Raw genomic sequence first — 23,229 nt, 5'->3', positions numbered from 1 at the left:
GTGCTAACTCCCCAACCCGCGCGGGATAGACGCTCAGGAGACCGGCACCGGCGCAAGCGGGACGGCATCCAGGCCGCCGAAGCGGCGCTCGCGGCCGCGGAACGAGGCGAGCGCCGCCGCCAGATCCGCCGCATCGAAGTCGGGCCACATACGCTCGGTGAAGTGCAGCTCGGCATAGGCGCCTTCCCAAAGCAGGAAGTCCGAGAGGCGCTGTTCGCCGGAGGTGCGGATGATCAGGTCGACATCGCGCAAGCCGGCTTCGCCGGTGACGAGATCGGAGAAGGCTTCGCGCGTCAAGCCATCGACGCCACCGGCCTTGGCCGCAGCCTGGAGGATCGCATCGCGCGCCGAATAGTCGACCGCGATGCGCAGATGCAGGGTCCGGCCGTTGCGGGTGGCCGCTTCGGCCCGGCCGATCGCATCGGCGATGCCGCCCGGCAGCCGGTCGCGGCGGCCGATGACGGTGAGGCGGACGCCGTTGCGCACCAGCGCCTCGACCTCGCTGGCGAGATACACCCGCAGCAGCGCCATCAAGGCGGAAACCTCGGCGCGTGGGCGGCGCCAATTGTCGCTCGAAAAAGCATAGAGCGTCAGCGTCGCGACGCCCTGATCCGGCGCGGCTTCGACGACGCGGCGGATCGCCTCGACGCCCGCCTCATGGCCACGCAGCCGCGACAAGCCTTGGCGGGTCGCCCAGCGGCCATTGCCATCCATGATGATGCCGACGTGCAGGCCATCCATCACAGCAGGCGATTTCGGTTGCAGACTACTTTGCATTGCAAAGCTCCAGGTCAAAAAAATGCGATGGAAGGTTCAGGCGCGACCGGTGACGAGGCCGACCGTCGCGGGCGGATTCTCCCTGCCCGCAGCCGCCGCGGCATCGCGGACGAGGCGCTCGAGCACTGCGAGATAGTCGAGAAAGCGGCGACGCCCCGCCTTGGTCAGCCGGCAGGAGGTATGCGGGCGATTGCCCTCATATCCCTTGGTGACCTCCACGAGGCCCGCCTCCTGGAGCACCTGCAGGTGACGCGACAGGTTGCCGTCGGTCAATCCGCACAGTTGCTTGAGGTCGGCAAAGGCAAGGCCCTTGGGATGCGCCATCAGCGAGGTCAGCAGGCCAAGCCTGGCCTTCTCGTGAATGACGCGGTCCAGGCCGTCATAGGAGAACGGCGCGCTGCCGTCAGTCTTCGACATCGGACTCTCCGGTCGCAAAATGCAGAATGCCCGCCATCAGGGCCTGGCCGATCGCGAATGGCAGGCCCATGGTCCAGGGCGACAAGGCATGGCTCGCGCTGCCCACCAGCAGCACCGCGAACCCCGCCAGGAAATAGAACGCACCGGCCAGCGCGACCGTGCGCGGCAACGAGCGAACCGACGCGAACACGCCGAGCGAGGTCAGGATCTGCCAGAGTCCCGGCAACATCCAGAGCGCCTCCGGCGCGAACTTCCACATGAGAACCGCGAGCAGCACGCCCGCGATTCCGGCCGGCAGGAACTGCTCGACCGCCTGGTGGATCATCGCGTCCGCCAAGCCGGAGTGGTGCCGGCGCGACCGCGCCCGCATCTCGATCCCGATCATCGTCAGCGACACCAACGCGGCCACCGCCCAGCCGAGCAGGAACGCCGGCGCATCCTCGGTGGGATCGCGCAGGAAAACCTGCTGCAGCGACGCAGTGACGAGCGCAACCGCCGACGTGACGGCCATCGTCGCCGGCCCATAGCCGCGAAAGGCCGTGCCTGCCGCAAGCTGGCTGCGGATCGCGATGATGTCCGCCAGCGCCTTGTCGAGGTCGCGCATGTCTCACCTGAAGCCCAGGAGGGCCGCTTCACTTTGCGATGCAAAGCATACACGATCGCAAAGTTGACGCAAGCCCGCACCGGCCGGTGGCCCCGACAACGGGGCCGGAGCCTTCATCAGGGCGCGCTGGCCGAGATCAATAGTAGGAGTAGCGGTGGACGCGACGCGGCGGGGGCATATCCACGTAGACCGAGGGGCCGCGATGCGCGCTCTCGAACGCCACGCGCGGATTGATGCCGCAACCGGCGTTGCGCCCGGATGCACTGGCCCGGCACTGCTCGAAGGTCTGGTAGGAGCAATCGCCGGGGTAACCCACGCCCCTGCCCTGCACGCACCAGGGATAGTCGATCCCCCCGGCCGCGGCTGGCGTGGCCGCGCCGCCGCTGACGAGTGCAACGCCGACGAGGCCGGCCGCCATCATCATAACCTTGCGCATGATCTGTTCCTCTTCTGCCGCGAAGATTGCATCACACTGGCATGGTTAAAAAACGACGGATTGGCGGATTGGATCACCGAGCAAGGCGATGACGTGTCGCAGGCGGGGCACGTCACCGATCCCGCGGCCGCGCCGCCTCAATCCAGCTTCAACCCGGCGAAATCGACCACCTTCTTCCACTTCTCCGTCTCGGCCGCGACCTGCGCACCGAACTGCTCCGGCGATTGGACCAGCGGCTCACCACCGAGATCGACGAGTCGCTTCTTGATGTCCGGCTCCGTGAGCACCGCATTGACCTGCTTGTTGAGCTTCTCGACGATCTCCTTCGGCGTGTTCTTCGGTGCGCCCATGCCGAACAGCGCGCTCGCCTCGTAGCCCGGCACGGTCTCCGCGATCGCCTGGATGTCGGGGAGTTGCGGCGAGCGCTCCTGGGTGGTGACGCCGAGCGCGCGCAGCGAGCCGGAGCGGATGTGCTGAATGATCGAGGGCATGTTGTCGAAGATCACCTGAACCTGGCCGCCGAGCATGTCGGTGATCGCGGGCGCGGCGCCACGATAGGGCACATGCTGCATCTTGGTGCCGGTCATCGCCATGAACATCTCGCCGGACAGATGCACCGACGTTCCGTTGCCCGAGGACGCCATGTTCACCTTGCCCGGGTTCTCCTTCAGATAGGCGATGAACTCGGCCACGGTCTTGGCCTTGATATCGCCGTTCACGGTCATGACGTTCGGCACGCGGTTGAACGAGGCCACCGGGGCGATGTCGCGCACGAAGTTGAACTTCAGATTGGGATAGAGGCTCGCATTGATGTAGTTCGCCGGATTGACCAGCAGCAGGGTGTATCCATCCGCCGTCGCGTTCACCACCGACTCGGTGCCGATATTGTTGCCAGCGCCCGGCTTGTTCTCGACGATGAACTGCTGACCGAGCGTCTCGGACAGACGCTGGCCGATCAAGCGGGCCAGGATGTCGGTGGCGCCGCCGGGCGGATATCCCACCACGAAGCGAACTGGGCGGGCCGGATAGTCGGCCGCGGAGGCCTTGCCAATGGCAGCGATGGACGGAACGGCGGAGGCGATCAGACCTAGCGCGGTACGGCGTGAAATCATGCGTTTCCTCGGGTATTATCATTGAGCGGTGGTTAACGAGCCGCCAGTCGAGATTGTAACAGACCGCCGCGTTGTCGGCGAGGTCGATGTCCTGCCAGGAGAAGTCTCATGCCGGTCAAGGTCGATGCACTCGATCATCTCGTGATCAATGTCGCCGATGTGGACCGCACGACGGCCTGGTACCAGGCCGTCCTTGGCATGAAGGTCGAGAGCTTCGATCCCGGCCAGGGCAAGGTGAGGCGCACATCGCTGAAGTTCGGGAACCAGAAGATCAATGTGCGACCGAAGGACGCGGACAAGATCGACTGGTTCACCGCCGATCACGTAATGGCCGGCAGCGACGATCTGTGCTTCCTGACCGGCGGCACGCCGGACGAGGTCGTCGCGCACCTGCAGGCGCTCGGCGTCGCCATCGAAGAGGGGCCGGTCGCCAAGCAGGGCGCCCGCGGCACCCTGCGCTCGGTGTATTGCCGGGATCCCGACGGCAACCTCATCGAGATCTCGTCATATCAGGACTGAGACGAGGTTACTTGATCGCCGTCTCGCCGCTCTTCTCCATCTTGGCGACGATGTCGCTTTGCAACCAGCCGGTCAGTTGCGCGACATCTGTCGCTTGCTTGGCGAAGCGCGCCGGAAGTTCCTCTTTATATGTTTTCGCCGCCGCGCAAGTAGCCTCCCCACGCCAGGGGTGGTGCTGGATATAGCGGCCCTGGAAGTTGCTGCGGTCCTTGGTCTCCGTGAACACGATGTCCTCAGGGAAGGATTTCGCGTCGTAGCGGACATGCAGCCGGGTGACATAAGCATTCGATCCGGGAGCGACATTGCGTCGAGCGCTGAACGGCGCGTCGTCATCACTGCCGATCCAGCGCGCGCCGAGTTCGACCAGTTCCTTGTTGCTCATCGGATCGGCGGCGCAGGGATCGCACCAACCCATGTCCCAGGCATATTCGACGAACACCGCCTGCATGTTCTCGCGGGCCACCGCACGCTCGAACAGCGCCTTGTAGAACGGGCCGAACTCGTTCTTCAGATACAGTGGGACGTCGATGTCCGACGGGATCTTCACCGTCCGGTAGTTCGCCGCCTCGACGCGCCCGTTCTTGGTGAGCGCGTAGATGATGAGGTCCTGCGGTCCCTTGGCGTTCACCGTGCCGAGCCGCAGCGGCACCATGAATTTGGGGCTCTGGTAGCGCACCTGCAGCGGCCGCAGATTGCCGGTACGCAGGTTCTTCATGCGGTCGACATTGACCTTGGCGACGAAGAACCGCATGCCCTGCTTGATATAGCTGCCGAGCACGGCCTCGGCGCCTTGCGGAATCCGATACTGGTTGTCGGTCAGCCAGCGCGTCAGCCCGTCGCTCTCCTGCGCCGACAGAATCAGCACGTCATATTCGGCGACATCGTAGCTGGCTTCGATGGTGACGCCGTAGGACCGCTTGGCGAGTTCCTGCACCACGCCGACCGCCGCCGGATACGGAATGCCGGAGCGCGAGAACGCTATGTGCGGACGGCAGGGATCCTCGTCATGATACTCCACCAGCCGCGGGGCGGTGTATTTGTCGAGGTGATCGATCGTTTTCGGCTCGACCACGCCGATCTGCTTGCGCTCGATGAAGGTCGGCACGGGAACGACGACGGCGAACTCCTTCACGTCGCCCTCGAAGTCACTGGCCATGGTGATCGCGGTCTGCTCGCCGTCGCGGGACAGCACGACCTTCGAGGACTGGTTGAACAGCTTGGCGTCGGCCTGCGCGACGTAGAAGCCGCAGAAGGCGTTGGCCGGCGTGATCGCCGCGTTTGCCAGGATCGCGGTCGCAGCCACGCTGGTGCGGACGCGTTTGCGAAAGCGCAGGGTCATGTCGAAACTCCATGGGGAACGGGACAGCGCCAGGAAAAACGTGCAGCCGGGATGAGACGGTCGAGCAGCAGCGTGAGCGGCGACAGCGCGATCAGCGCGACGTAGAGCGCCGGCCGCATCTGCCAGAAGAAGGCAAGGTAATGCGCCGCGACCGCCACGGTCAGCGCGAACAGCAGCCGGCCGGCGCGCGAATCCGGCGTCGTGCGCGGGTCGGAGATCATGAAGAAGGTGAAGATCAACAGCGAGCCGCTCTGCAGCTGATGAAGTGGGATCGCGAGGGGATCGCCGAGCCAGGCGGCGCGCAGCAGCAGCAGCGCGGCGTGGCTGGCGAAGAAATAGACGGCGATGTCGGCCCGGCGGGACGCGCTCAGCACCAGGATCGCGAAGAAGCCGGCAAGGCTTGCGAACCAGATCTCGGTGCCCCACTGGCCGGGCGAGATCCACACGCCCTTGGTGGTGAACAGCAGCACCACGATGGCAAGGCCCGCGGGATTGAACACGTGCTTGCCGTCGATTCGCAGCACGAATTTCGAACCGATCGCGATCAACGCTGCCGCCGCATGCAGCCACAGCGCATCCGCGCGCAGCAGCAGGCTGAGTGACAGGCCCGTGATCAACGGCGATCGGAGATCGAGCGGTGTGCCGGACAGGCGGCAGCAGACGATCTGCGTGAGCAGCGCGGTCGTGACCGCGATCACGCTCGCGGCGGGCCGGGCGCCGAAATCAATGACCGCGAAATTGATCGCGAGCAGCGTGGCCAATGCCGCGATCTGGAAATAGCGGGCGTCGGGCAACCGCCATGGTCGTGGCAGGTCCAGCATGCAAACCTCCGGGCGCGTTTCGCCGCGCCATTGGTCGCTTCGAAAGGATAGCGGGTTCAATCCGGATTTGATTGCGCCGCCTGCAGGTGGCAGAAGATCAGGACAAGCACGAAGCGGCAGCAGACAGGCCGCCGACGAGACGATGGGAACGAAGATGAACGAACCAAGGATTGCGCTCGGCACCGTGACGCCCTTCGACGGCATGGACGTGCCATGGCTGTTGAGACTGCGCAGCGAGACCCGGCGCGATCATCCGTTCCTGATCTGGGCGCCCTTCGACGCGCCGGCGCGCAAATGGACCTATGGCGAATTTCATGATCGCGTCGGCGCGCTAGCCGCCGGGCTCGTCAAGCGCGGCATCGGGCCCGGCGATGCCGTGCTGATCCATCTCGACAATTGCATCGAGGCCATGCTCGCCTGGTTTGCCTGCGTCGAACTCGGCGCGCTGGCGGTCACCACCAACACCCGCTCGGCAGCGGCCGAAATGAACTACTTCGCCGGACATTGCCGCGCGGTGGCGGCGATCACACAGCCCGCTTATGCGGAGATGATCGCGGCACACTGCCCCGACATCCGCTGGATGGCGGTGATCTCGCATGATCCGGGTCAGCCCACCGCCCCGGCCGTCGAGCGAGGCGAGCGCTTCGAAGCGCTGTTCGCCGACAGCGCCGACCGGCCGCGTCGGCCGGTCGATCCTCTCGCACCGTGCAGCGTGCAGTACACGTCGGGGACGACATCACGGCCGAAGGCGGTGCTGTGGACACACGCCAATGCGCTCTGGGGCGCCAAGGTCAATGCCGTGCACGAGGACCTGCATCAGAACGACGTGCACCAGACCTATCTGCCGCTGTTCCACACCAATGCCCTGGCCTATTCGATGCTGGCGACGCTGTGGGTTGGCGCCAGCTGCGTGATCCAGCCGCGTTTCTCGGCCAGTCGGTTCTGGCCGGTGGCGATGCAGCACGGCTGCACCTGGACCTCGACCATTCCGTTCTGCCTGAAGGCGCTGCTCGACCAGGAGGTGCCGAAGGATCACAAGTTCCGCCTCTGGGGCACGTCCGTGTCCGATCCGACCATCTTCTCCAAGTTCGGCATCAAGATCATCGGCTGGTGGGGCATGACCGAGACCATCACCCACGGCATCATCGGCGAGATCGATCAGCCGAACACGCCGATGTCGATCGGCCGCGCCGCGACCGAATACGCTATCCGCATCACCGATGATGACGGCCGGCCGACCGAGGTCGGCGGCACCGGCAATCTCGCCATCAAGGGCGTGCGCGGCCTGTCGCTGTTTGCAGAATATCTCTACAACGAGGAGGCGACGCGCACGAGCTATGATGCCGAGGGCTTCTTCCTGACCGGCGACCGGGTCACGCGGCTGCCGAACGGCTTCATCAAGTTCGGCGACCGCACCAAGGACATGCTCAAGGTCGGCGGCGAGAACGTCGCGGCGTCCGAGATCGAGCAGGTGATCGTCACCGTGCCGGGCGTGCGAGAGACGGCGGTGGTCGCCAAGAAGCATCCGATGCTCGACGAGGTGCCGGTCGCGTTCGTGATCCCGCACGACAGCGCCAGGCGCGACGATCTGGCCGACAGGGTGCTCGCCGCCTGCCGCGCGGGCCTCGCGGACTTCAAGGTGCCGCGCGAAGTCAGGCTGGTCGACGAGATGCCGCGCTCGACCCTGGAGAAGGTCGCCAAGGCCGAGCTGCGCAAGCTGCTCGATTGAGGCCGCGCCGCGGACCGCCGCTGCGGCTCAGTCCATCGTGACCCGGATCGGCAGCGTCTTCGGTCCGTTCACGAAGGTCGCCTGCGTCATCTTCACCGGTCCGGCGAGCGACAGCGACGTCAGCCGCGGCAGCAGCTCCTCGAACAGGATGCGCATCTCGAGCTTGGCGAGATGCTGTCCGAGGCAGAGATGCGCGCCATAGCCGAACGCGACATGCCGGTTCGGCTTGCGATCGCAGCGGAAGCTGTCGGGCTGCGCGAACACCGCCTCGTCGCGGTTGCCCGAGGCGTAGCACAGCATCAGCCAGTCGCCCTTCGCGATCCTGCGGCCGCCGAGCTCGGTGTCGGCGGTGGCGCTGCGCATGAAATGCTTGACCGGCGTCATCCAGCGGATCGCCTCGTCGACGAGACCGGGGATCAGCGCAGGATCGGCCTTCACGCGCGCGAACTGCTCCGGGTCTTCCGCCAACGCCCAGATCGCGCCGGCCGTCGATGACGACGTCGTGTCGTGACCGGCGGTGGCGACGATCATGTAGTAGCTGGTGCGGTCATGCAGTGGCATGTCCTCGCCGTTGATCCTGGCGTTGGCGATGACAGTGGCGAGATCGTCGCGCGGATGCGCACGGCGATCCGCAGTGATGCGCTCGAAATAGGCCGCGAAATCGGCCACGACCGCCTGCAGCATCGCGGCGAACACCTCGGCCGAGAGCGCCTCGCGCACCCGCGCCGTGTCCGGGTCCTGCGGACCGAACAGCTCCTGCGTCAGCTTGAGCATGCGCGGCTCGTCCTCTTCCGGCACGCCAAGGATCTCCATGATGACGTGCAGGGGATAGCCGAGTGCGACATCGGCGACGAAATCGCAGACGCCGCCATGGGCCGCGGCCCTGGCCGCCATGCGACCGACGGTGGCGCGCGCGATCTCGCGAATCCGCGGTTCGAATTTGGCAATGTTGGCGGGCATGAACCAGCCCTGCGTCAATGCGCGATATTTCGGATGATCCGGCGCATCCATCTGCACCAGCGAGCGAACGAGATTGGGCTGGCCGGTGATCTTGTGCACGCGCTCCAGCACGCCCTTGTTGGTCAGGGTGGTGGCGCGGTCGGCGTTGTGGAACAGATCGTTCTGGCGGCTGATGGTGAGGATGTCGGCGTGCCGGGTCACCACCCAGAACGGATCGAACGCATCGAGCTCGGCGCGGCCGAGCGGGTTGTTGGCGCGCAGCCAGCGGTAGGACTCATGGATGCGGTGGTCGGCATAGCAGGCCGGGTCGACCAGGGTCGCCGCGATGTGGTCGGGAATGACCTCGTCGGCCAGTGCCGCTGCGCCCATGCCAGTCCTCCCGCGATCTCATTGATTGGCGGGAAGACTAGTTGACCGCGATTACGGCACACTTGCGTCCAGCGGCTACCCGGTCAGTGCGCGCCCATGGCCACGGGGCGAAACGCCTGCAGCAATTGCTGATCGAGCTTGGGCCCCATGTTCTCCATGATCTGGAATGCGCGCGCATGGGTGAAGGCCGGCCGATAGGCCCGGTTCTCGATCAGCGCGGCATAGATGTCGACGATGGTGATGAGACGCACGATGTCGCTGATCTGCTCGTTATGCAGCGCATCGGGGTAGCCGGAGCCGTCCAGGAATTCGTGGTGATGCAGGATCACGTCCAGCATCTCCGACGGAAAGCCGCCCTGGCGCCACAGCGCCTCATAGCCCAGGCGCGGATGCTGGCGCAGGATGCCGATCTCCTCGGCCGTGAGCTTGCCCTGCTTGTCGAGGATGGCGACCGGAATGAAGGCCTTGCCAACGTCGTGCAGCAGCGCCGCCCGGACCAGCCGGCGCTGGTCGTCCTCGCGCATCCCGAGATGGATCGAGAAGCCGACGGCAAAGCCGGTGACGAACAGGCAATGCCGATATGTATCGTTGTGGTGGCAGCCGACCACGGTCATCCATTCGCGCAACGACGAATGTTTGATCGCCTTGAGGATCTTGTTCTCGGCGGCGACGATGTCCGCCATGGTCAGCGCCACGCCGGCCGGCAGCTTTTCGAAGATCTTGGCCATCACGGCCTGCGCCGCCTCGACGCCGCGGTTCAGCAGCTTGCCGCGATCGGTCTCGTCATAGCCGTCATCCGCCGGCAGCGCCGAGCGGACCCGCTGCAGCACGTCGGCGGGGCTGAACGGGCGCGCGATGGTGTCGGTGGCGCCGAGCGCCCAGGCCTGCATGGTGGCGTGGTGCAGCGCCTCGGCCAGCACGAACAGCCGCGGAACCTCGCTATAGGCCCGCGACGACAGCTTCTTGCGCACACGCTGCACGCTTTCGGGCGAACGCAGATTGATGTCGACGATGACGCCCGAGAAGCGGTTGCCTGGATTTTCCGGGATCTCGGTGGTCGGCATCAGGTCGACGTCACCGACCGAGCGCAGGATGCGCGCGAGCTCGCTGCTCTGATCACCGCGATCGGACGCGAGCAGGAGATGGCGCCTGGTCGCGGTCTGGGTCGCGGTCTGCTTGGCTGTCGCGCTCATACGTGCCCCTACGGTTTGCTGCCGAAGCAGGTTACCGGGATACGGGTTCGACGCGGCTTAATCGGATCGCTCAAGCTGTCTGCGTTCGGGTGAGCAAAGGGTTGAGGCAATCGTTCAAATTGGATGTTCCCCGGGCACGATACCGACCAAATGAAAACCGCCGGAGAGCATCTCCGGCGGTTTCCTGTCGTTGTGGGCCCGGCGGTACGGCTACGCCTTCATCGCCGCCTTCACCGCCGCTGCGGTCATAGGCAGCGCGCGCAGCCGTGCGCCGCAGGCGTTGTAGATGGCGTTGCCGAGCGCCGGCGCGACCACGGTCACCGCGGGCTCGCCGACGCCGGTCGCCTTCTCGCCATTGGCGATGACGGCGATTGCGACCTCCGGCACCTGGCTCATGCGCAGCGGCGTGTAGCTGTCGAAGTTGGTCTGCTCGATGCCGCCATCCTTCAAGGTCGCCTTCTCGTACATCGCCAGCGACAGGCCCCACAGCGCCGCACCCTCGACCTGGGCGCGGATGTTGTCGGGATGCACCTGCGTACCGACATCCGTCGCCACGGTGAGCTTCTTCACCGTGACCTCGCCGCTCTCAGCCACCGCGACATGGGCGACGCACGCCGTCCAGCTCGCGGTCGCCCGCTCCTGCGACGACACGCAGGCGACGCCCATGCCCTCGCCCTTCGGCAGCTTCTTGGCGCCGTAGCCGGACAGGCCCATCGCCGCGAGCAGCGTGTTGCGCAGCCGCTGCGCGCCGCCGTCGTTTTTGCCCTTGCCGTCGAGCAGCGCGATGCGGAACTGCGCCGGGTCTTGCCCTGAGGCCACCGCGATCTCGTCGATCATGCTCTCGACCGCCCAGAACGTCCAACCCGGCGCCACCGAGCGGAGCTGCCCGGACGGCGTCGCATTGTGCGCGAGCTCGTTCTTGATCGCGCGCACATGATGGTTGGGCACGGTGTAGAAGAAGTCGGCGCCGTTGACCGTGAACGAGTCGAGCGGGCCCTTCTTGTCGACCGAGGGCGTCAGGAAGTCCGGGATGCCCCAGCGCGCCGTCGGCCACGCCGAGACGACGTCATGGCTCAGCGCAATCAGCTTGCCGCTGGCGTCGATCCCCGCCTTCACTTTCTGGTAGGTGAGCGGCCGCGAGTAGTCCATCGTCATGTCGTTCTCGCGGGAGTAGATCACCTTGACCGGCTTGCCCACGGCCTTGGCCGCCTGCACCGCCGGCACCATCATGTCGGCATCGAGCCTGCGGCCGAAGCCACCGCCGAGCCAGGCCTGGTGCATCACGACATATTTGGGATCGATCCCGGCGGCTCCGGCCGCGATCGCGCCGGAACGCGTCGCGAACTGATTGCCGGAATAGATGTGCAGGATGTCGCCCTTGAACTCGGCGGTCGCGTTCATCGGCTCCAGCGGCGCGTGGATGTTGATGCTGGTGGTGTACTCCGCCTCCAGCACCTTCACCGCGCCGGCGAGCGCCGCATTGGCATCGCCGTCCTTGACGAAGAACTGGCCGGAGTCCTCCTGCGCCTGCAGCCGCATCGCCTCGGTGATGATCTGGTCAGTGCTGACATTCGCGTACGGACCCTTGTCGTAGCTGATCTTGAGCGCGTCCGCCGCCTTCCTGGCATTGGCGTAGGTGTTGGCCACGGCCACCACCCAGCCCGAGGTCGAGCCGGTCTTGTCGTCGAGCGTCACCGCCTTGATGAAGCCGGGGACCTTCTTGGCCTCGCTATCGTCGACCGACTTCACCGTGGCGCCGAAGCGCACCGGCGGCGTCACCACCTTGCCGTAGACCATGCCCGGCAGCATCGTATCGATGCCGTACTTCGCCGTGCCGTTGGTCTTGGAGGGGATGTCGAGCTGCGGCACGGAGACGCCGATCATGGTGTACTGATCCGGCGTCTTCAGCGTGATCGCCTTCAGCTCGTCCGGCGTGAAGCTCTTGGTGATCTTGCCGCTCTTGACGATCTCGGCATAGCTCATCTGCTTCTTCGACTTCGGATGCATCACGACGCCGTCGCGCACCGTGAGCTCCTTGGCCGGCACGCCCATCGCTGTGGCGGCAGCCTCAGTCAGCGCGATGCGCCCGGCGGCGCCGGCGCGGCTCATCGCATCGAAGTTCATCATCGTGCTCCAGCTGCCGCCGGTGATCTGGGCGCCGAGCACGGGATCGTTGAACTTCGGATCGTTGGAGGCGAGCTGGACGCGCATGTCCTTCCAGGCGGCGCCGAGCTCCTCGCAGACGATCTGCGCCATGGTGGAGGCGATGTGCTGGCCCATGTCGGCCTTGCCGCAGGTCACGGTGACCAGGCCATCGGGCGCGATGGAGTACCAGACGCTGGGCTCGAAGGCCGAGGGCGTCGTCGCCGCGAGCGCGGAATCGGCGAGACCGGCATAGCCGAGCACGAGGCCGGTGGCGGCGGTGCCGACCAGGAAGGAACGGCGGCTGAGATCTGTGGCCATATTCGGGGTCATGGCGGGCGCTGCTTTCACGTGCTGGTTCATGTCGCCCTCCGGTCGCTGGTGTTCGACGCGGTGCGCATCTCCGATGCCGCGCGCTGGATCGCCTTCTGGATTCGCGAATAGGTCATGCAGCGGCAGAGATTGCCATCCATATGCGCCGTGATCTCCTCCTTGGTCGGGCTCGTGGTCTTCGCGAGCAGCGAGGCCGCCTGCATGATCTGGCCGGACTGGCAGTAGCCGCATTGCGGCACCTGCTCGGCGATCCATGCCTTCTGCAGCGGATGATCGCCCTTCTGCGACAGGCCCTCGATGGTGGTGATCTTCTTGTCCTTGACGTCGCCGACCATGGTCTGGCACGAGCGCACGGCCTCGCCATTGACATGCACGGTGCAGGCCCCGCACAGCCCTGCGCCGCAGCCGAACTTGGTGCCGGTCATCTGCAACTGCTCGCGGATGACCCATAGCAGCGGCGTATCGTTCGCCGCGTCGACGGACATGGTCCGCCCGTTGATGGTGAGATTAGGCATTTGGTTTCTTCCCCGCCCGGCGTGCGACTTCGCTTACGGCGAAGTTCGGTTTATGCGACGCCAGCACCCACCGGATCGATGCCAGCCAGCCGAAAGAATGATCGCGTTGCCGGAACGACGCAACGAAATTTGGAACAGCGCTTGCGAAAGAACCGGCAATTCTCGTTGTGCGGCGCAGAAGCTGTGGGATTGCAGCGCCGCATCGGCTAAGAAGGCGGCAGTCGACGGCACGCGAGGAGACGTCAGCTCATGAGATTACAGGCTTACGCCAATCGGCACGCTGCCGCCGCGATGCTCGCGTCCGCCCTGCCGATCGCCGCAATGCTGATCCCGGCGCAAGCCGAAGCCGGGCATTCCTCGCCGCTCTCGGCCCGCGCGCCTTTCACAGCGACGTTATCCAACGTCTCACCGCTTGCCTTCGGCATGGATGTCGGGGAGACATCGCGCGTGCTCGAGCAGCCGCTGATCTATCTCAACGGCTCGCCGGGCAACGAGACCTTTCTCGCCTTGCGCAATCTCGGCGGCAGCGGATTGGTCCCGCACCATCACCGCCTGTTCCTCAAGTTCCGCAACGGACGGCTCACCGGCTGGAAAGAGGACTACGGCACCAATTGGATGTGGCGATAGGCGTCTCGCGATCGCTCACCGACCGGGATGTATCGATACTTATAAGGAGTGAACGTGGGACAGGACATCAAGCTCACCGCATCGGACGGCTTCCAGCTCGGCGCCTATCGCGCCGACCCGAGCGGCGCGGTCAAGGGCGCGCTGGTGGTGATCCAGGAGATCTTTGGCGTCAATCACCACATCCGCAACGTCTGCGACCGTCTGGCCGCGGAAGGTTACGTGGCGATTGCGCCGGCGATCTTCGATCGCGTCGAGCCGAACTTCACCTCGGGCTATTCGCCGGACGAGATCGCCGTGGCGCGCAAGTTCGTCGCCAATCCGGATTGGCAGGCGTTCCTGCGCGACACCCAGGCGGCGATCGATGCGGTGAAGAGCGCAGGGCCGGTCGGCATCATCGGCTTCTGTCTCGGCGGCAGCATCGCCTATGCGGCCGCGACCAAGCTCACCGGACTGAAAGCCGCTGTCGGCTATTACGGCGGCGCCGTCGTTCGCTTCGCCGACGACAAGCCGACCGTGCCGACGCAGCTGCATTTCGGCGAGAAGGACTCAGGGATTCCGCTGACCGATGTCGAGACCATCAAGGCCAAGCGGCCGGATGTCGAGATCTTCGTCTATCCCGGCGCCCAGCACGGCTTCGGCTGCGACGAGCGTTCCAGCTATGACAAGGCGAGCTCGGATCTCGCCTGGACGCGCAGCCTCGCGTTCTTCGCGGCGCATTTGCGCTGAACGACACCACCGTCATTGCGAGGAGCGAAGCGACGAAGCAATCCAGGGCCGCGCATGACGCCCCTGGATTGCTTCGCTTCGCTCGCAATGACGGTGGATGGAATCTTGCACCACTCCTCGCGAAAGCGTCCGGCGCAGACGGCGCCCGCTCAGCTCAGAACCAGCGCTCGCCGACCTGAATCGTATCGCCGGGCTTCAGCGACGTGCCGAGCGGCACCTCGTAACGCATGGCGCCCGAGGGGTCCGTATGCGTCAAGGTGACGATGTCGCGCCGGGCGCGCGGCGAGAAGCCGCCGGCGATCGCGATGGCGCTCTCCACCGTCATGTTGGGCACGTAGGGATATTGGCCGGGCGCCTGCACCTCGCCGAGAATGAAGAACGGGCGATAGGCCTCGATCTCGACGGCCACCGAAGGCTCGCGGATATAGCCATTGCGCAGCTTGGCGGTGATCTCGGCGGCGAGGCCGGCGGTGGTGCGGCCACGCGCGGGCACGCTGCCGATCAGCGGCATCGTGATCGATCCGGACGCATCGATGGCGTAGGTGTTGGTCAGGCCCTCCTGGCCGTAGACAACGACGCGCAGCTTGTCGCCGGCGTCGAGATGGTAGGCGGCATCACGCCGCCCGGGCGCATAGCCGGCTGGCATGACATAAGCGCCCGGACCGGGCGCGGCGGCGAACGCGTTGCGCAGCGCGGGGATCGCTCCGCCCTGCCCGGTGGCGGCAACCGGGCCGGTCGAAGGTGTCCCATAGGCCATGGCGTCGAGATCACTCTGCGGCTGGCCGACAGCAACGGGGGAGGCCGTGTGCATGCAGCCCGACAGCAGCATCGTGGACAAGACGGCAATGACCGGAAGAAACAACGCGCGCACTCGAACAATCCTTGAATGAGGATGTGCCCTAGTCATGCGCGGTTAAGGTTAACAAACCGTTGGCGCGTGTGGCCGGCGCCGGGCGCAAGCGAGGTCTGTTGCAAATCGGCTGCAAAAAAGAAAATCCCTCCGCCGCGGTGCGGCGGAGGGATCGATGCTTGGACCGCAGCGCTGCGCGATCAGGCGCTGACGCCGACCCCGATCGGGCACGCCACGCCGGTGCCGCCGAGACCGCAATAGCCAGCCGGATTCTTGGCCAGGTATTGCTGGTGATAATCCTCGGCGAAATAGAACGGGCCGGCCGGCGCGATCTCGGTGGTGATCGCGCCGAGACCCTTGGCCCGCAGCGCCTTCTCGTAAGCGTCCTTCGAGGCCTCGGCAGCCTCACGCTGCGCATCGCTGAACGTGTAGATCGCCGAGCGATATTGTGTGCCGACGTCATTGCCCTGGCGCATGCCCTGGGTCGGATCATGGTTCTCCCAGAACGTCTTCAACAGCCGCTCATAGGAGACGACCTTGGGATCGAACACGACCAGCACGACCTCGGTATGCGCAGTCAGTCCCGAGCACACCTCTTCATAGGTCGGGTTCGGCGTGTGGCCGCCGGCATAGCCGACCGCGGTGACATGGATGCCGTCGCCGAGCTGCCAGAACTTGCGCTCGGCGCCCCAGAAGCAGCCGAGTCCGAACAGCGCCTGCTCGAGGCCGGCGGGATAGGGCGGCAGCAGGCGGCGGCCGTTGACGAAATGGGTGCTCGCGGTCGGGATCGGCTGGGCGCGGCCGGGCAGCGCCTCGGCGGCGCTCGGCATGGCGGCGGGTTTGCGCATGAAGAACATGGGTGTCTCCGGGCATGGCATTCGCCCGCGGGGGAGAGCCCCGCGGCGCGATGACCTTCACTGGTGGATTATATAGGTCTCTACGCTGCCAACCCCAGCGGTGTTACGCCGCTTTCCGGCAGTCAGTCGCGGCCATAGCCGATCAGCGGCTTGCGCGGCCGGAACAGCAGCATCAGGAGGATCCCGAGCAGGCCCAGCACGGCGAACACCGGCTGGTCCAGGAACCCCTTCACGATCCAGTCCCACAGGAACGGCGCCTTGGCCTCGACCTGGGCCTTGAAGGCGGCCTGGCTGGCCTGATGGACGTCGTTCCAGAGCTGGCCGAAACGGGTGAACTGCAGGGTCTGGTCGGCCACCCAGCGCGCGCCGTCATAGACCAGGAAGATGAAGCTTCCGGCCAGCAGCAACAGCCCCACCAGACGGAAAAAACCGCGGATCATGCCTCACCTGCCCTCTCTCCGATGCCCTTGCGGGCAGCAAGGCCATAGCGGGGGCTCCATAGAAATTCAACCTCGTCAGGGGTTTAGAACCGGCTTTTGGCGGATTCCGGCGCCAGATGCGACTTCCGAGACCGTTGACGGTGGGTGAGGCTGCGCCTATAAGGTCCGCCACTGGCGGTGGGCGCAATCCCGCCGCCGCTGTTCTTTGAGCAGCGCCGATCCGCCGAGCCCACCCGCTCCGGTCATGGCATTCTCAGAGAGGCGTCCGAACAACCCATCGCGTCGATCGGGCCGCAAACGAGCGGGCCGCGCGCGTACCCGCTGATTGCGGCGACCGCTCGCCGCCGAAGGATATTTGAGAGCATGGCCAACACGACCTCTGCGAAGAAAGCGACGCGCAAGATTGCCCGCCGCACCATCATCAACAAGTCGCGCCGTACCCAGATGCGCAACGCCGTGCGCTCCGTCGAGGACGCGATCAAGAAGGGCGACCGCGACGCGGCGCTGCAGGCGATGGTCAATGCCGAGCCGCAGCTGATGCGTGCCGCGCAGCGCAACATCATTCACAAGAACAACGCCAGCCGCAAAGTGTCGCGCCTCGCGCACCAGATCGCCAAGCTCGCCGCGAAGTGACGCGCTCGATCGGCTGACGAACTATCAAGACGCGAACAGCCCGGCGCATGCCGGGCTTTTCTTTTTCGCGCTTCCTTGTTCCCGCTTCCTTTTGCGCACTTGCTATTGCCCGCCGTCCTCACGCGCGCGTCCATCTCATGGTCGCGCGCGTTCTATTTGATGGCGACATCGCAGTGCGGATGCGATCTTCGCGCGTGGTGGAACAAGTGTGATGTCGCGCGCACATGACGCGTCCCGTAGTCATACGTACTGTTCCGTATTTCTACGCGGTGATAATTTTGTCTCACCTGCAACAGGCGCGAATCTGCGCCGGGTGATTGCGCATTGATGTCAAGAGCGCACGATGCGCGGTTCGCGTCGCCGACGCGACGTGGCGGGAGTTACCCGCTTCAAGTAATCGCGAAAAACATCGGCTCGAAAATGACTTAAGCGCATAGCGCAGTGAAGTGATTGGAAAAGCCACCGCACGCGGTCGCTACGTAAAAAAATTATGAAGAAATTTTGGGCAGACGATGTTGTTTGTCACATGCGAGATTCCTCGCGATGATTCAAAACCTTGCTTTCTTAACGCGCAACACCACGTCGCAACCGCCGCCGAGACTCGTCACGCGTGCTCCGATCTTATGGATTGCGAGTCTCGATGCATCGTGTATTTCTTTAATCACTCGCGGCGCCCACGATCTTCAGACCAGCGCGGTTTAGGAAACGGGGCGGACGTGCAAATCGGCGGCGGTGTGCGCGTTGGCGACGCTTTCCAAAGCGATGGCCGGATCTGTACCCATAGCAATATGGGGAACGACCGAGCTTTGTCGAAATTTCTCGGGTGCAGCATCATCGTTGCGCCGTTTTGAACAAGAGAGATACGGCACTGCTCGACCCGACCAGCGTTTGTGGCGGCTCGCTCACCGAGTGGACAACTTGGACGGGATGTACGGCGTAGCGGCTGGATCTTGGGGTTCAGGCGCGGCGGCATTGGGATGACAACTTGCCGTGAGCAATCACGGCAGGGCGGGGAGGTTGCATGCTTGACGGACACATTGCGGGTAAACAGCAGAGGCTGGTTCCGGATCACGCACCCTTGGCGGTCAGCGCACCCTTGGCGGTCAGCACCGACGTGATCGATACGACCAGCACGGCCATCGCCAGCACGGCCATTGGTCCTCCCGCTCGTCCGAGTATGCGCTGACCTCGCGGAGTCTTCATCTTCACCAGCATTGATCGGCCAGACGGCGCCAGCGCCGAACGGCAAGCCATGTCTGGAGTTGAGCCTCCGCTCGAGGTCTCGCTGCGGGAGACGTGTCTTCAACGAGACGTCTCTCCGGCGATCACACGACACCACCACTCAATTCGAAAAGTTGCGACTGCCATGACAAATTCGGAACAAGAACGCTGGTCTCGCGTGAAGGGTCGGCTGCGCTCGACCGTCGGCGAGGACGTCTATACGAGCTGGTTTGCCCGCATGGACCTCGAAGCCGTTCAGGACGAAAGCGTTCATCTGTCGGTGCCGACGCGCTTCTTGAAGAGCTGGATCCAGGCGCATTATGCCGAGCGCGTGCTGTCGGCATGGCAGGCGGAGATGCCCGAGGTCCACCGGATCGACCTGTCGGTTCGGACCGCGATGCGCTGCGCGACGCCGGCCAAGGAAGCTCCCGTCGCCGTCGAGGCCCGCCGGCCCGAGCGCAACGACGCCAAGCCGGCCACCACGACGGAGCCGCGCTCTGCTGCCGCCGCATCGCTGGCGACGAGCCATGATGCGCTCGGCGGCTCGCCGCTCGATCCGCGCCTGACGTTTGCAAGCTTCGTCGTCGGCCGCGCCAACACGCTGGCCCATGCCGCCGCCCGCCAGGTCGCGGACGGCCGCCGCGGCGATCCCGTGATGTTCAATCCGCTCTACATCCATGCCGGCGTCGGCCTCGGCAAGACGCATTTGCTGCAGGCCGTGACCTGGGCCGGCAATGCCGGCGGCGAGCGCAAGGTGCTGTATCTCACCGCCGAGAAGTTCATGTACGGCTTCGTCGCGGCGCTGAAATCGCAGACGGCGCTGGCATTCAAGGAAGCGCTGCGCGGCATCGACGTGCTGGTGATCGACGATCTGCAGTTCCTGCAGGGCAAGTCGACCCAGGCCGAGTTCTGCCACACGCTGAACGCGCTGATCGATGCCGGTCGCCAGGTGGTGATCGCCGCCGACCGCCCGCCGTCGGACCTCGAAAGCCTCGACGACCGCGTCCGGTCGCGCCTCGCCGGCGGCCTCGTGGTCGAGATGGCGACGCTTGGCGAGGATCTGCGGCTCGGCATTCTCAAGTCGCGCGTCGCGGCGGCCCGTGCGCACCATGCGAGCTTCGACGTGCCGGAGCCGGTGCTCGATTATCTCGCCCGTTCCATCACCCATAACGGCCGCGATCTCGAAGGCGCGATCAACCGCCTGCTCGCGCATTCCAAGCTGAACAACCAGCCCGTGACGCTCGACATGGCCGAGCGCGAGGTGCGCGACCTCGTTCGCCCGCAGGAGCCGAAGCGGATCAAGATCGAGGACATTCAGCGCGTGGTGGCGCGGCAGTACAATGTCAGCCGCTCCGACCTCTTGTCGTCGCGCCGCACCGCCAATGTCGTGCGGCCGCGCCAGGTCGCGATGTACCTGGCCAAGACGCTGACCCTGCGCTCCCTGCCCGAGATCGGCCGCCGCTTCGGCGGTCGCGACCACACCACCGTGCTGCATGCCGTCCGCAAGATCGAGGCGCTGGTCGGCAAGGATGTGACGCTGAACGACGAGGTCGAGTCGCTGAAGCGGCAACTGCAGGACTAGTTCGCCCGCACGGCCAGCCCGAGCGGCCAGGGGGTGCGGACAGAAGGTCCGGCCCCGGCCGCGATTGCCCCCGTCATTCTGACGCCCTCCGGTCCGTTCGCCGGTGCGCGGAAACGCCTGCCGAAACATGGGAAATCGGCCCGCTTTCCCTTGGCTTTCCCTTGCGCTTGGGCCTCATCCGCGCCACTTTACGCCTCCCCCTCACGCTCCTGGACGCTGAAAAAGCGCTGTTCGGGCGCGAGGTGCCATCGGCCGCGGCGCTGTTCCAGCCCGCCGGCATTCCAGGACAAGCTCAGTTGGGAACGGGCGGGTAGTGCAATGAAGGTAACCGTCGAACGCGCGCAGCTCCTGAAGTCGCTGGGCCACGTCCATCGTGTGGTCGAGCGGAGGAACACGATCCCGATTCTGGGCAATGTTCTCGTCCGTGCGGAGAACGCCCGGCTGTCGCTGCGCGCGACCGATCTCGACCTCGAAGTGACCGAAACCCTCGCCGCCGAAACCGCCACCGCCGGCTCCACCACCGTGCCGGCGCACATGTTCTACGATATCGTTCGCAAGCTGCCGGACGGCTCGCAGATCGTGCTGGAGAGCGACGGCGAGCGCGCGGTGCTCGCGATCCGCGCCGGCCGTTCCAAGTTCACTCTGCAGACGCTGCCGGAGAGCGACTTCCCGGATCTCGCCGCGGGCGACATGACGCATGCCTTCGGCGTTCCCGCCAAGGACATCAAGAGCCTGATCGACCGCACGCAGTTCGCGATCTCGACCGAGGAGACGCGGTATTACCTGAACGGCATCTATCTGCATGCCGGCGGCAATGCCAAGCAGCCGACCTTGCGCGCGGTGGCCACCGACGGCCATCGCCTTGCGCAGGTCGATCTGCCGCAGCCGGCCGGCGCCGCCGAGATGCCCGGCGTCATCGTGCCGCGCAAGACCGTCGGCGAGGTGCAGCGGCTGATCGAGGACAATGACAGCGAGATCAAGATCGAGCTGTCGCAGGGCAAGATCCGCTTCACCCTCGGACAGGTGGTGCTGACCTCGAAGCTGATCGACGGCACCTTCCCGGACTACGGCCGCGTCATTCCGCAGAACAACGACAAGGAGCTCGTCGTCGACAAGGCCGATTTCGCCGCAGCCGTCGACCGCGTCTCCACCATTTCGAGCGAGCGCGGCCGCGCCGTGAAGCTCGCGCTGTCGCCCGGCAAGCTGGTGCTGTCGGTCACCAATCCGGACTCCGGCAGCGCGACGGAAGAGCTCGAGGTCGAATACGCCTCCGACGCACTCGATATCGGCTTCAACTCGCGCTATCTGCTCGATATCGCGGCGCAGATCGAGGGCCAGGTCGCCGTGCTCCGGCTGGCCGATCCCGGCTCGCCGACGCTCATCCAGGACCGTGACAACCGCAACGCGCTGTACGTGCTGATGCCGATGCGGGTGTGAGGTACGGCGCGCGAGATTGAAGGAAACTCGTCATGGCCGGGCTTGACCCGGCCATCCATCTCAACTCATGGCCTACTGGGTATACATCCTCGCCAGCAAGCCCGGCGGCACGCTCTATGTCGGCGTGACCAACGATCTCGTTCGACGAGTCTACGAGCATCGCGCAGGCCTCGCAGAGAGCTTCACCAAGCGCTACGGAATCAAGCGGCTGGTCTACTTCGAGGCGCATGAGATGATCGCCGGAGCATTGCAGCGCGAGAAGAACATCAAACACTGGTCACGCGAATGGAAGATCGGCCTGATCGCAAAAGACAATCCAGATTGGCGCGATCTCTATGATGAAATAGTCCGCTGACGCGGACGATGGATTGCCGGGTCAAGCCCGGCAATGACAGAACTGGGCTTGTGACTCCTTCTGATGACCCCCTCCCGCATCAATCGCCTGTCGCTGACGCATTTCCGCAGCTATCGCGCGGCCAGCGTCAGCGTGCAGGCGGACATGGTGGCGCTGGTCGGGGCCAACGGCGCCGGCAAGACCAATTGCCTGGAGGCGATCTCGTTCTTCGCGCCGGGCCGGGGCCTGCGCCGCGCGACGCTGGAGGATGTCGCCGACAACCAGGGCGACGGCTCCTGGGCCGTGTCGGCCGAGGTCGAGGGCGCGCTGGGGCTGACCACCTTCGGCACCGGCATCGAGCCACCGCGCAGCGATGCCAACACCACACGCCGTTGCCGCATCGACCGCGAGCCGGTCGGCTCGGCGAGCGCATTCGGCGATCACATCCGCATGGTGTGGCTCACGCCCGCCATGGACGGCCTGTTCATGGGCTCCGCCTCCGACCGCCGCCGCTTCTTCGACCGCCTGGTGCTGGCGATCGACAGCGAGCATTCCAGCCGCGTCTCGGCGCTGGAACGCTCGTTGCGCTCGCGCAACCGCCTGCTCGAGGTGCGCAATTTCGACGACCATTGGTGTGACGCGATCGAGCGCGAGACCGCCGAGCTTGCGGTGGCCGTCGCGGCAAGTCGCGGCCAGACCGCGGTGAAGCTCGCCGCGATGCTGCGCCAGCGCGGGGCGGCGTCGGCGTTTCCCTCGGCCGAGATCGCGCTCGACGGCTGGATGGAGAACGCGCTGCTGACCGAGCCCGCGCTCGCCGTCGAGGACCGCTATCGCGCGCTGCTGCGCGACAATCGCGCGCGCGATGCCGCCGCGGGCCGCACGCTGGATGGTCCGCATCTCACCGACCTGCACGTGATCTACGCGCCGAAGAACATGCCGGCGCGCGACGCCTCGACCGGCGAGCAGAAAGCGCTGCTGATCGGCCTGATCCTCGCGCACGCGACCTTGGTCGCCGAGACCACCGGCATCGTGCCGATGCTGCTGCTCGACGAGATCGTCGCCCATCTCGATCCCGGCCGCCGCACCGCGCTGTTCGCCGAGCTCGGCACGCTCGGTGCCCAGGTGTGGCTGACCGGCGCCGATCCCGCGGCCTTCGCCGAACTGCGCGAGCTCGGCGAGATCTTCGACGTCGAGGGCGGCCGGATCAGCGCACGGCGGTAACGTTTTCCGCCGTTGAACCTATCAGTTCCCAGCTT

24 protein-coding genes are annotated in these 23,229 nt (G+C 65.5%); 9 read left to right on the top strand and 15 right to left on the bottom strand.

All coding sequences use genetic code 11. The features are described from left to right. Nucleotides 1-33: 33 nt before the first annotated feature. The 5 genes from ACQR1Y_RS09055 to ACQR1Y_RS09035 form a co-directional block, all read right to left on the bottom strand. On the bottom strand, nucleotides 34-777 hold the full coding sequence (locus tag ACQR1Y_RS09055) for a di-trans,poly-cis-decaprenylcistransferase (RefSeq protein WP_434876250.1): 744 nt from the start codon (nucleotides 775-777) through the stop codon (nucleotides 34-36). Between the two features lie 36 nt (nucleotides 778-813). Continuing rightward, nucleotides 814-1,194 (bottom strand): winged helix-turn-helix domain-containing protein, encoded by a 381-nt coding sequence (locus ACQR1Y_RS09050; protein WP_434858138.1) that lies wholly within the window; start codon nucleotides 1,192-1,194, stop codon nucleotides 814-816. Continuing rightward, complete coding sequence (locus tag ACQR1Y_RS09045) at nucleotides 1,181-1,798, bottom strand: hypothetical protein (protein ID WP_434858137.1); 618 nt, start codon at nucleotides 1,796-1,798, stop codon at nucleotides 1,181-1,183. Before ACQR1Y_RS09045 ends, ACQR1Y_RS09050 begins: the two co-directional genes overlap by 14 nt. A 136-nt stretch (nucleotides 1,799-1,934) precedes the next feature. Continuing rightward, nucleotides 1,935-2,234, bottom strand: coding sequence for a DUF3551 domain-containing protein (locus tag ACQR1Y_RS09040; RefSeq protein ID WP_434858136.1), 300 nt, complete (start codon nucleotides 2,232-2,234; stop codon nucleotides 1,935-1,937). A 137-nt stretch (nucleotides 2,235-2,371) separates the two neighbouring features. Next, complete coding sequence (locus tag ACQR1Y_RS09035) at nucleotides 2,372-3,346, bottom strand: Bug family tripartite tricarboxylate transporter substrate binding protein (protein ID WP_434858135.1); 975 nt, start codon at nucleotides 3,344-3,346, stop codon at nucleotides 2,372-2,374. Between the two features lie 108 nt (nucleotides 3,347-3,454). Between ACQR1Y_RS09035 and ACQR1Y_RS09030 the strand changes: the two genes are divergently transcribed. Beyond that, entirely contained in the window at nucleotides 3,455-3,865 is a 411-nt protein-coding gene (locus tag ACQR1Y_RS09030) for a VOC family protein (RefSeq protein WP_434858134.1), read from the top strand. 7 nt (nucleotides 3,866-3,872) lie between these two features. On the opposite strand, the gene ACQR1Y_RS09025 is transcribed toward ACQR1Y_RS09030, so the two are convergent. Both ACQR1Y_RS09025 and ACQR1Y_RS09020 read right to left on the bottom strand, forming a co-directional pair. Beyond that, a complete protein-coding gene (locus ACQR1Y_RS09025; RefSeq protein WP_434876251.1) occupies nucleotides 3,873-5,204 on the bottom strand; it encodes a DUF2330 domain-containing protein in 1,332 nt (443 codons plus the stop codon). Further along, nucleotides 5,201-6,025, bottom strand: a complete 825-nt coding sequence (locus ACQR1Y_RS09020) for an RnfABCDGE type electron transport complex subunit D (RefSeq protein WP_434858132.1) — start codon at nucleotides 6,023-6,025, stop codon at nucleotides 5,201-5,203. The genes ACQR1Y_RS09025 and ACQR1Y_RS09020 overlap by 4 nt, the downstream gene beginning before the upstream one ends. 154 nt (nucleotides 6,026-6,179) lie before the next feature. On the opposite strand from ACQR1Y_RS09020, the gene ACQR1Y_RS09015 reads away from it, so the two are divergent. Then, a complete protein-coding gene (locus ACQR1Y_RS09015) occupies nucleotides 6,180-7,754 on the top strand; it encodes an AMP-binding protein (RefSeq protein ID WP_434876252.1) in 1,575 nt (524 codons plus the stop codon). Nucleotides 7,755-7,781: 27 nt separating this feature from the next. Here ACQR1Y_RS09015 and ACQR1Y_RS09010 read toward each other — a convergent pair whose 3' ends face one another. The 4 genes from ACQR1Y_RS09010 to ACQR1Y_RS08995 all read right to left on the bottom strand — a co-directional run bounded on the left by ACQR1Y_RS09010 (nucleotide 7,782) and on the right by ACQR1Y_RS08995 (nucleotide 13,266). Next, the gene (locus ACQR1Y_RS09010; protein ID WP_434876253.1) at nucleotides 7,782-9,083 is read right to left on the bottom strand and encodes a cytochrome P450; all 1,302 of its coding nucleotides are present in this window, start codon (nucleotides 9,081-9,083) and stop codon (nucleotides 7,782-7,784) included. A gap of 83 nt (nucleotides 9,084-9,166) precedes the next feature. Continuing rightward, on the bottom strand, nucleotides 9,167-10,276 hold the full coding sequence (locus ACQR1Y_RS09005) for an HD-GYP domain-containing protein (protein ID WP_434858129.1): 1,110 nt from the start codon (nucleotides 10,274-10,276) through the stop codon (nucleotides 9,167-9,169). Nucleotides 10,277-10,486: 210 nt separating this feature from the next. Continuing rightward, the gene (locus ACQR1Y_RS09000) at nucleotides 10,487-12,781 is read right to left on the bottom strand and encodes a molybdopterin cofactor-binding domain-containing protein (RefSeq protein WP_434876254.1); all 2,295 of its coding nucleotides are present in this window, start codon (nucleotides 12,779-12,781) and stop codon (nucleotides 10,487-10,489) included. Continuing rightward, on the bottom strand, nucleotides 12,778-13,266 hold the full coding sequence (locus ACQR1Y_RS08995; protein ID WP_006610320.1) for a (2Fe-2S)-binding protein: 489 nt from the start codon (nucleotides 13,264-13,266) through the stop codon (nucleotides 12,778-12,780). Before ACQR1Y_RS08995 ends, ACQR1Y_RS09000 begins: the two co-directional genes overlap by 4 nt. A gap of 321 nt (nucleotides 13,267-13,587) precedes the next feature. Here ACQR1Y_RS08995 and ACQR1Y_RS08990 point away from each other — a divergent pair, with 321 nt between their 5' ends. Together ACQR1Y_RS08990 and ACQR1Y_RS08985 are read left to right on the top strand one after the other, a co-directional pair. Further along, entirely contained in the window at nucleotides 13,588-13,893 is a 306-nt protein-coding gene (locus ACQR1Y_RS08990) for a hypothetical protein (RefSeq protein WP_434876340.1), read from the top strand. A 54-nt stretch (nucleotides 13,894-13,947) separates the two neighbouring features. Then, on the top strand, nucleotides 13,948-14,619 hold the full coding sequence (locus ACQR1Y_RS08985) for a dienelactone hydrolase family protein (protein ID WP_434876255.1): 672 nt from the start codon (nucleotides 13,948-13,950) through the stop codon (nucleotides 14,617-14,619). Between the two features lie 154 nt (nucleotides 14,620-14,773). On the opposite strand, the gene ACQR1Y_RS08980 is transcribed toward ACQR1Y_RS08985, so the two are convergent. From ACQR1Y_RS08980 to ACQR1Y_RS08970, 3 genes are all read right to left on the bottom strand, one after another. Further along, a complete protein-coding gene (locus tag ACQR1Y_RS08980) occupies nucleotides 14,774-15,490 on the bottom strand; it encodes a polysaccharide biosynthesis/export family protein (RefSeq protein ID WP_434858125.1) in 717 nt (238 codons plus the stop codon). A 179-nt stretch (nucleotides 15,491-15,669) separates the two neighbouring features. After that, the gene (gene msrA, locus ACQR1Y_RS08975; RefSeq protein WP_434858124.1) at nucleotides 15,670-16,326 is read right to left on the bottom strand and encodes a peptide-methionine (S)-S-oxide reductase MsrA; all 657 of its coding nucleotides are present in this window, start codon (nucleotides 16,324-16,326) and stop codon (nucleotides 15,670-15,672) included. A 122-nt stretch (nucleotides 16,327-16,448) separates the two neighbouring features. Continuing rightward, nucleotides 16,449-16,766 (bottom strand): hypothetical protein, encoded by a 318-nt coding sequence (locus ACQR1Y_RS08970; RefSeq protein ID WP_434858123.1) that lies wholly within the window; start codon nucleotides 16,764-16,766, stop codon nucleotides 16,449-16,451. 363 nt (nucleotides 16,767-17,129) lie between these two features. Here ACQR1Y_RS08970 and rpsT point away from each other — a divergent pair, with 363 nt between their 5' ends. Next, nucleotides 17,130-17,399, top strand: a complete 270-nt coding sequence (rpsT, locus tag ACQR1Y_RS08965; protein ID WP_434858297.1) for a 30S ribosomal protein S20 — start codon at nucleotides 17,130-17,132, stop codon at nucleotides 17,397-17,399. Between the two features lie 1,068 nt (nucleotides 17,400-18,467). On the opposite strand, the gene ACQR1Y_RS08960 is transcribed toward rpsT, so the two are convergent. Further along, nucleotides 18,468-18,608: a hypothetical protein gene (locus ACQR1Y_RS08960; protein WP_434876256.1), complete on the bottom strand. Its 141-nt coding sequence runs from the start codon at nucleotides 18,606-18,608 to the stop codon at nucleotides 18,468-18,470. Between the two features lie 157 nt (nucleotides 18,609-18,765). On the opposite strand from ACQR1Y_RS08960, the gene dnaA reads away from it, so the two are divergent. The 4 genes from dnaA to recF all read left to right on the top strand — a co-directional run bounded on the left by dnaA (nucleotide 18,766) and on the right by recF (nucleotide 23,194). Continuing rightward, on the top strand, nucleotides 18,766-20,202 hold the full coding sequence (gene dnaA / locus ACQR1Y_RS08955) for a chromosomal replication initiator protein DnaA (RefSeq protein ID WP_434858122.1): 1,437 nt from the start codon (nucleotides 18,766-18,768) through the stop codon (nucleotides 20,200-20,202). A 318-nt stretch (nucleotides 20,203-20,520) separates the two neighbouring features. Beyond that, nucleotides 20,521-21,639: a DNA polymerase III subunit beta gene (gene dnaN, locus ACQR1Y_RS08950; protein ID WP_434876257.1), complete on the top strand. Its 1,119-nt coding sequence runs from the start codon at nucleotides 20,521-20,523 to the stop codon at nucleotides 21,637-21,639. Between the two features lie 67 nt (nucleotides 21,640-21,706). Then, nucleotides 21,707-21,994 carry a GIY-YIG nuclease family protein gene (locus tag ACQR1Y_RS08945; protein ID WP_434858120.1) on the top strand — a complete coding sequence of 96 codons (288 nt, stop codon included), beginning with the start codon at nucleotides 21,707-21,709 and terminating at the stop codon, nucleotides 21,992-21,994. Between the two features lie 63 nt (nucleotides 21,995-22,057). After that, nucleotides 22,058-23,194 carry a DNA replication/repair protein RecF gene (gene recF / locus ACQR1Y_RS08940; RefSeq protein ID WP_434876258.1) on the top strand — a complete coding sequence of 379 codons (1,137 nt, stop codon included), beginning with the start codon at nucleotides 22,058-22,060 and terminating at the stop codon, nucleotides 23,192-23,194. The last annotated feature ends 35 nt before the right edge of the window (nucleotides 23,195-23,229 follow it).

This window comes from Bradyrhizobium sp. HKCCYLRH3099, assembly GCF_051167855.1.
GTDB lineage: Bacteria > Pseudomonadota > Alphaproteobacteria > Rhizobiales > Xanthobacteraceae > Bradyrhizobium.
Note: the sequence above shows the minus strand (reverse complement) of the source record. Positions and strands in the feature narration are given on the sequence as shown.

Bases quoted from the DNA above. Each gene is read 5' to 3' on its own strand.
- rpsT (WP_434858297.1), top strand. From the start codon at position 17,130: ATGGCCAACACGACCTCTGCGAAGAAAGCGACGCGCAAGATTGCCCGC.
- ACQR1Y_RS08970 (WP_434858123.1), bottom strand. From the start codon at position 16,766: ATGATCCGCGGTTTTTTCCGTCTGGTGGGGCTGTTGCTGCTGGCCGGA.
- ACQR1Y_RS08995 (WP_006610320.1), bottom strand. From the start codon at position 13,266: ATGCCTAATCTCACCATCAACGGGCGGACCATGTCCGTCGACGCGGCG.
- ACQR1Y_RS09015 (WP_434876252.1), top strand. From the start codon at position 6,180: ATGAACGAACCAAGGATTGCGCTCGGCACCGTGACGCCCTTCGACGGC.
- recF (WP_434876258.1), top strand. From the start codon at position 22,058: ATGACCCCCTCCCGCATCAATCGCCTGTCGCTGACGCATTTCCGCAGC.
- dnaN (WP_434876257.1), top strand. From the start codon at position 20,521: ATGAAGGTAACCGTCGAACGCGCGCAGCTCCTGAAGTCGCTGGGCCAC.
- ACQR1Y_RS09055 (WP_434876250.1), bottom strand. From the start codon at position 777: ATGCAAAGTAGTCTGCAACCGAAATCGCCTGCTGTGATGGATGGCCTG.
- ACQR1Y_RS09010 (WP_434876253.1), bottom strand. From the start codon at position 9,083: ATGGGCGCAGCGGCACTGGCCGACGAGGTCATTCCCGACCACATCGCG.
- ACQR1Y_RS09040 (WP_434858136.1), bottom strand. From the start codon at position 2,234: ATGCGCAAGGTTATGATGATGGCGGCCGGCCTCGTCGGCGTTGCACTC.
- dnaA (WP_434858122.1), top strand. From the start codon at position 18,766: ATGACAAATTCGGAACAAGAACGCTGGTCTCGCGTGAAGGGTCGGCTG.
- ACQR1Y_RS09035 (WP_434858135.1), bottom strand. From the start codon at position 3,346: ATGATTTCACGCCGTACCGCGCTAGGTCTGATCGCCTCCGCCGTTCCG.
- msrA (WP_434858124.1), bottom strand. From the start codon at position 16,326: ATGTTCTTCATGCGCAAACCCGCCGCCATGCCGAGCGCCGCCGAGGCG.
- ACQR1Y_RS09050 (WP_434858138.1), bottom strand. From the start codon at position 1,194: ATGTCGAAGACTGACGGCAGCGCGCCGTTCTCCTATGACGGCCTGGAC.
- ACQR1Y_RS09005 (WP_434858129.1), bottom strand. From the start codon at position 10,276: ATGAGCGCGACAGCCAAGCAGACCGCGACCCAGACCGCGACCAGGCGC.
- ACQR1Y_RS09000 (WP_434876254.1), bottom strand. From the start codon at position 12,781: ATGAACCAGCACGTGAAAGCAGCGCCCGCCATGACCCCGAATATGGCC.
- ACQR1Y_RS09045 (WP_434858137.1), bottom strand. From the start codon at position 1,798: ATGCGCGACCTCGACAAGGCGCTGGCGGACATCATCGCGATCCGCAGC.
- ACQR1Y_RS09030 (WP_434858134.1), top strand. From the start codon at position 3,455: ATGCCGGTCAAGGTCGATGCACTCGATCATCTCGTGATCAATGTCGCC.
- ACQR1Y_RS08945 (WP_434858120.1), top strand. From the start codon at position 21,707: ATGGCCTACTGGGTATACATCCTCGCCAGCAAGCCCGGCGGCACGCTC.
- ACQR1Y_RS09025 (WP_434876251.1), bottom strand. From the start codon at position 5,204: ATGACCCTGCGCTTTCGCAAACGCGTCCGCACCAGCGTGGCTGCGACC.
- ACQR1Y_RS09020 (WP_434858132.1), bottom strand. From the start codon at position 6,025: ATGCTGGACCTGCCACGACCATGGCGGTTGCCCGACGCCCGCTATTTC.
- ACQR1Y_RS08990 (WP_434876340.1), top strand. From the start codon at position 13,588: ATGCTGATCCCGGCGCAAGCCGAAGCCGGGCATTCCTCGCCGCTCTCG.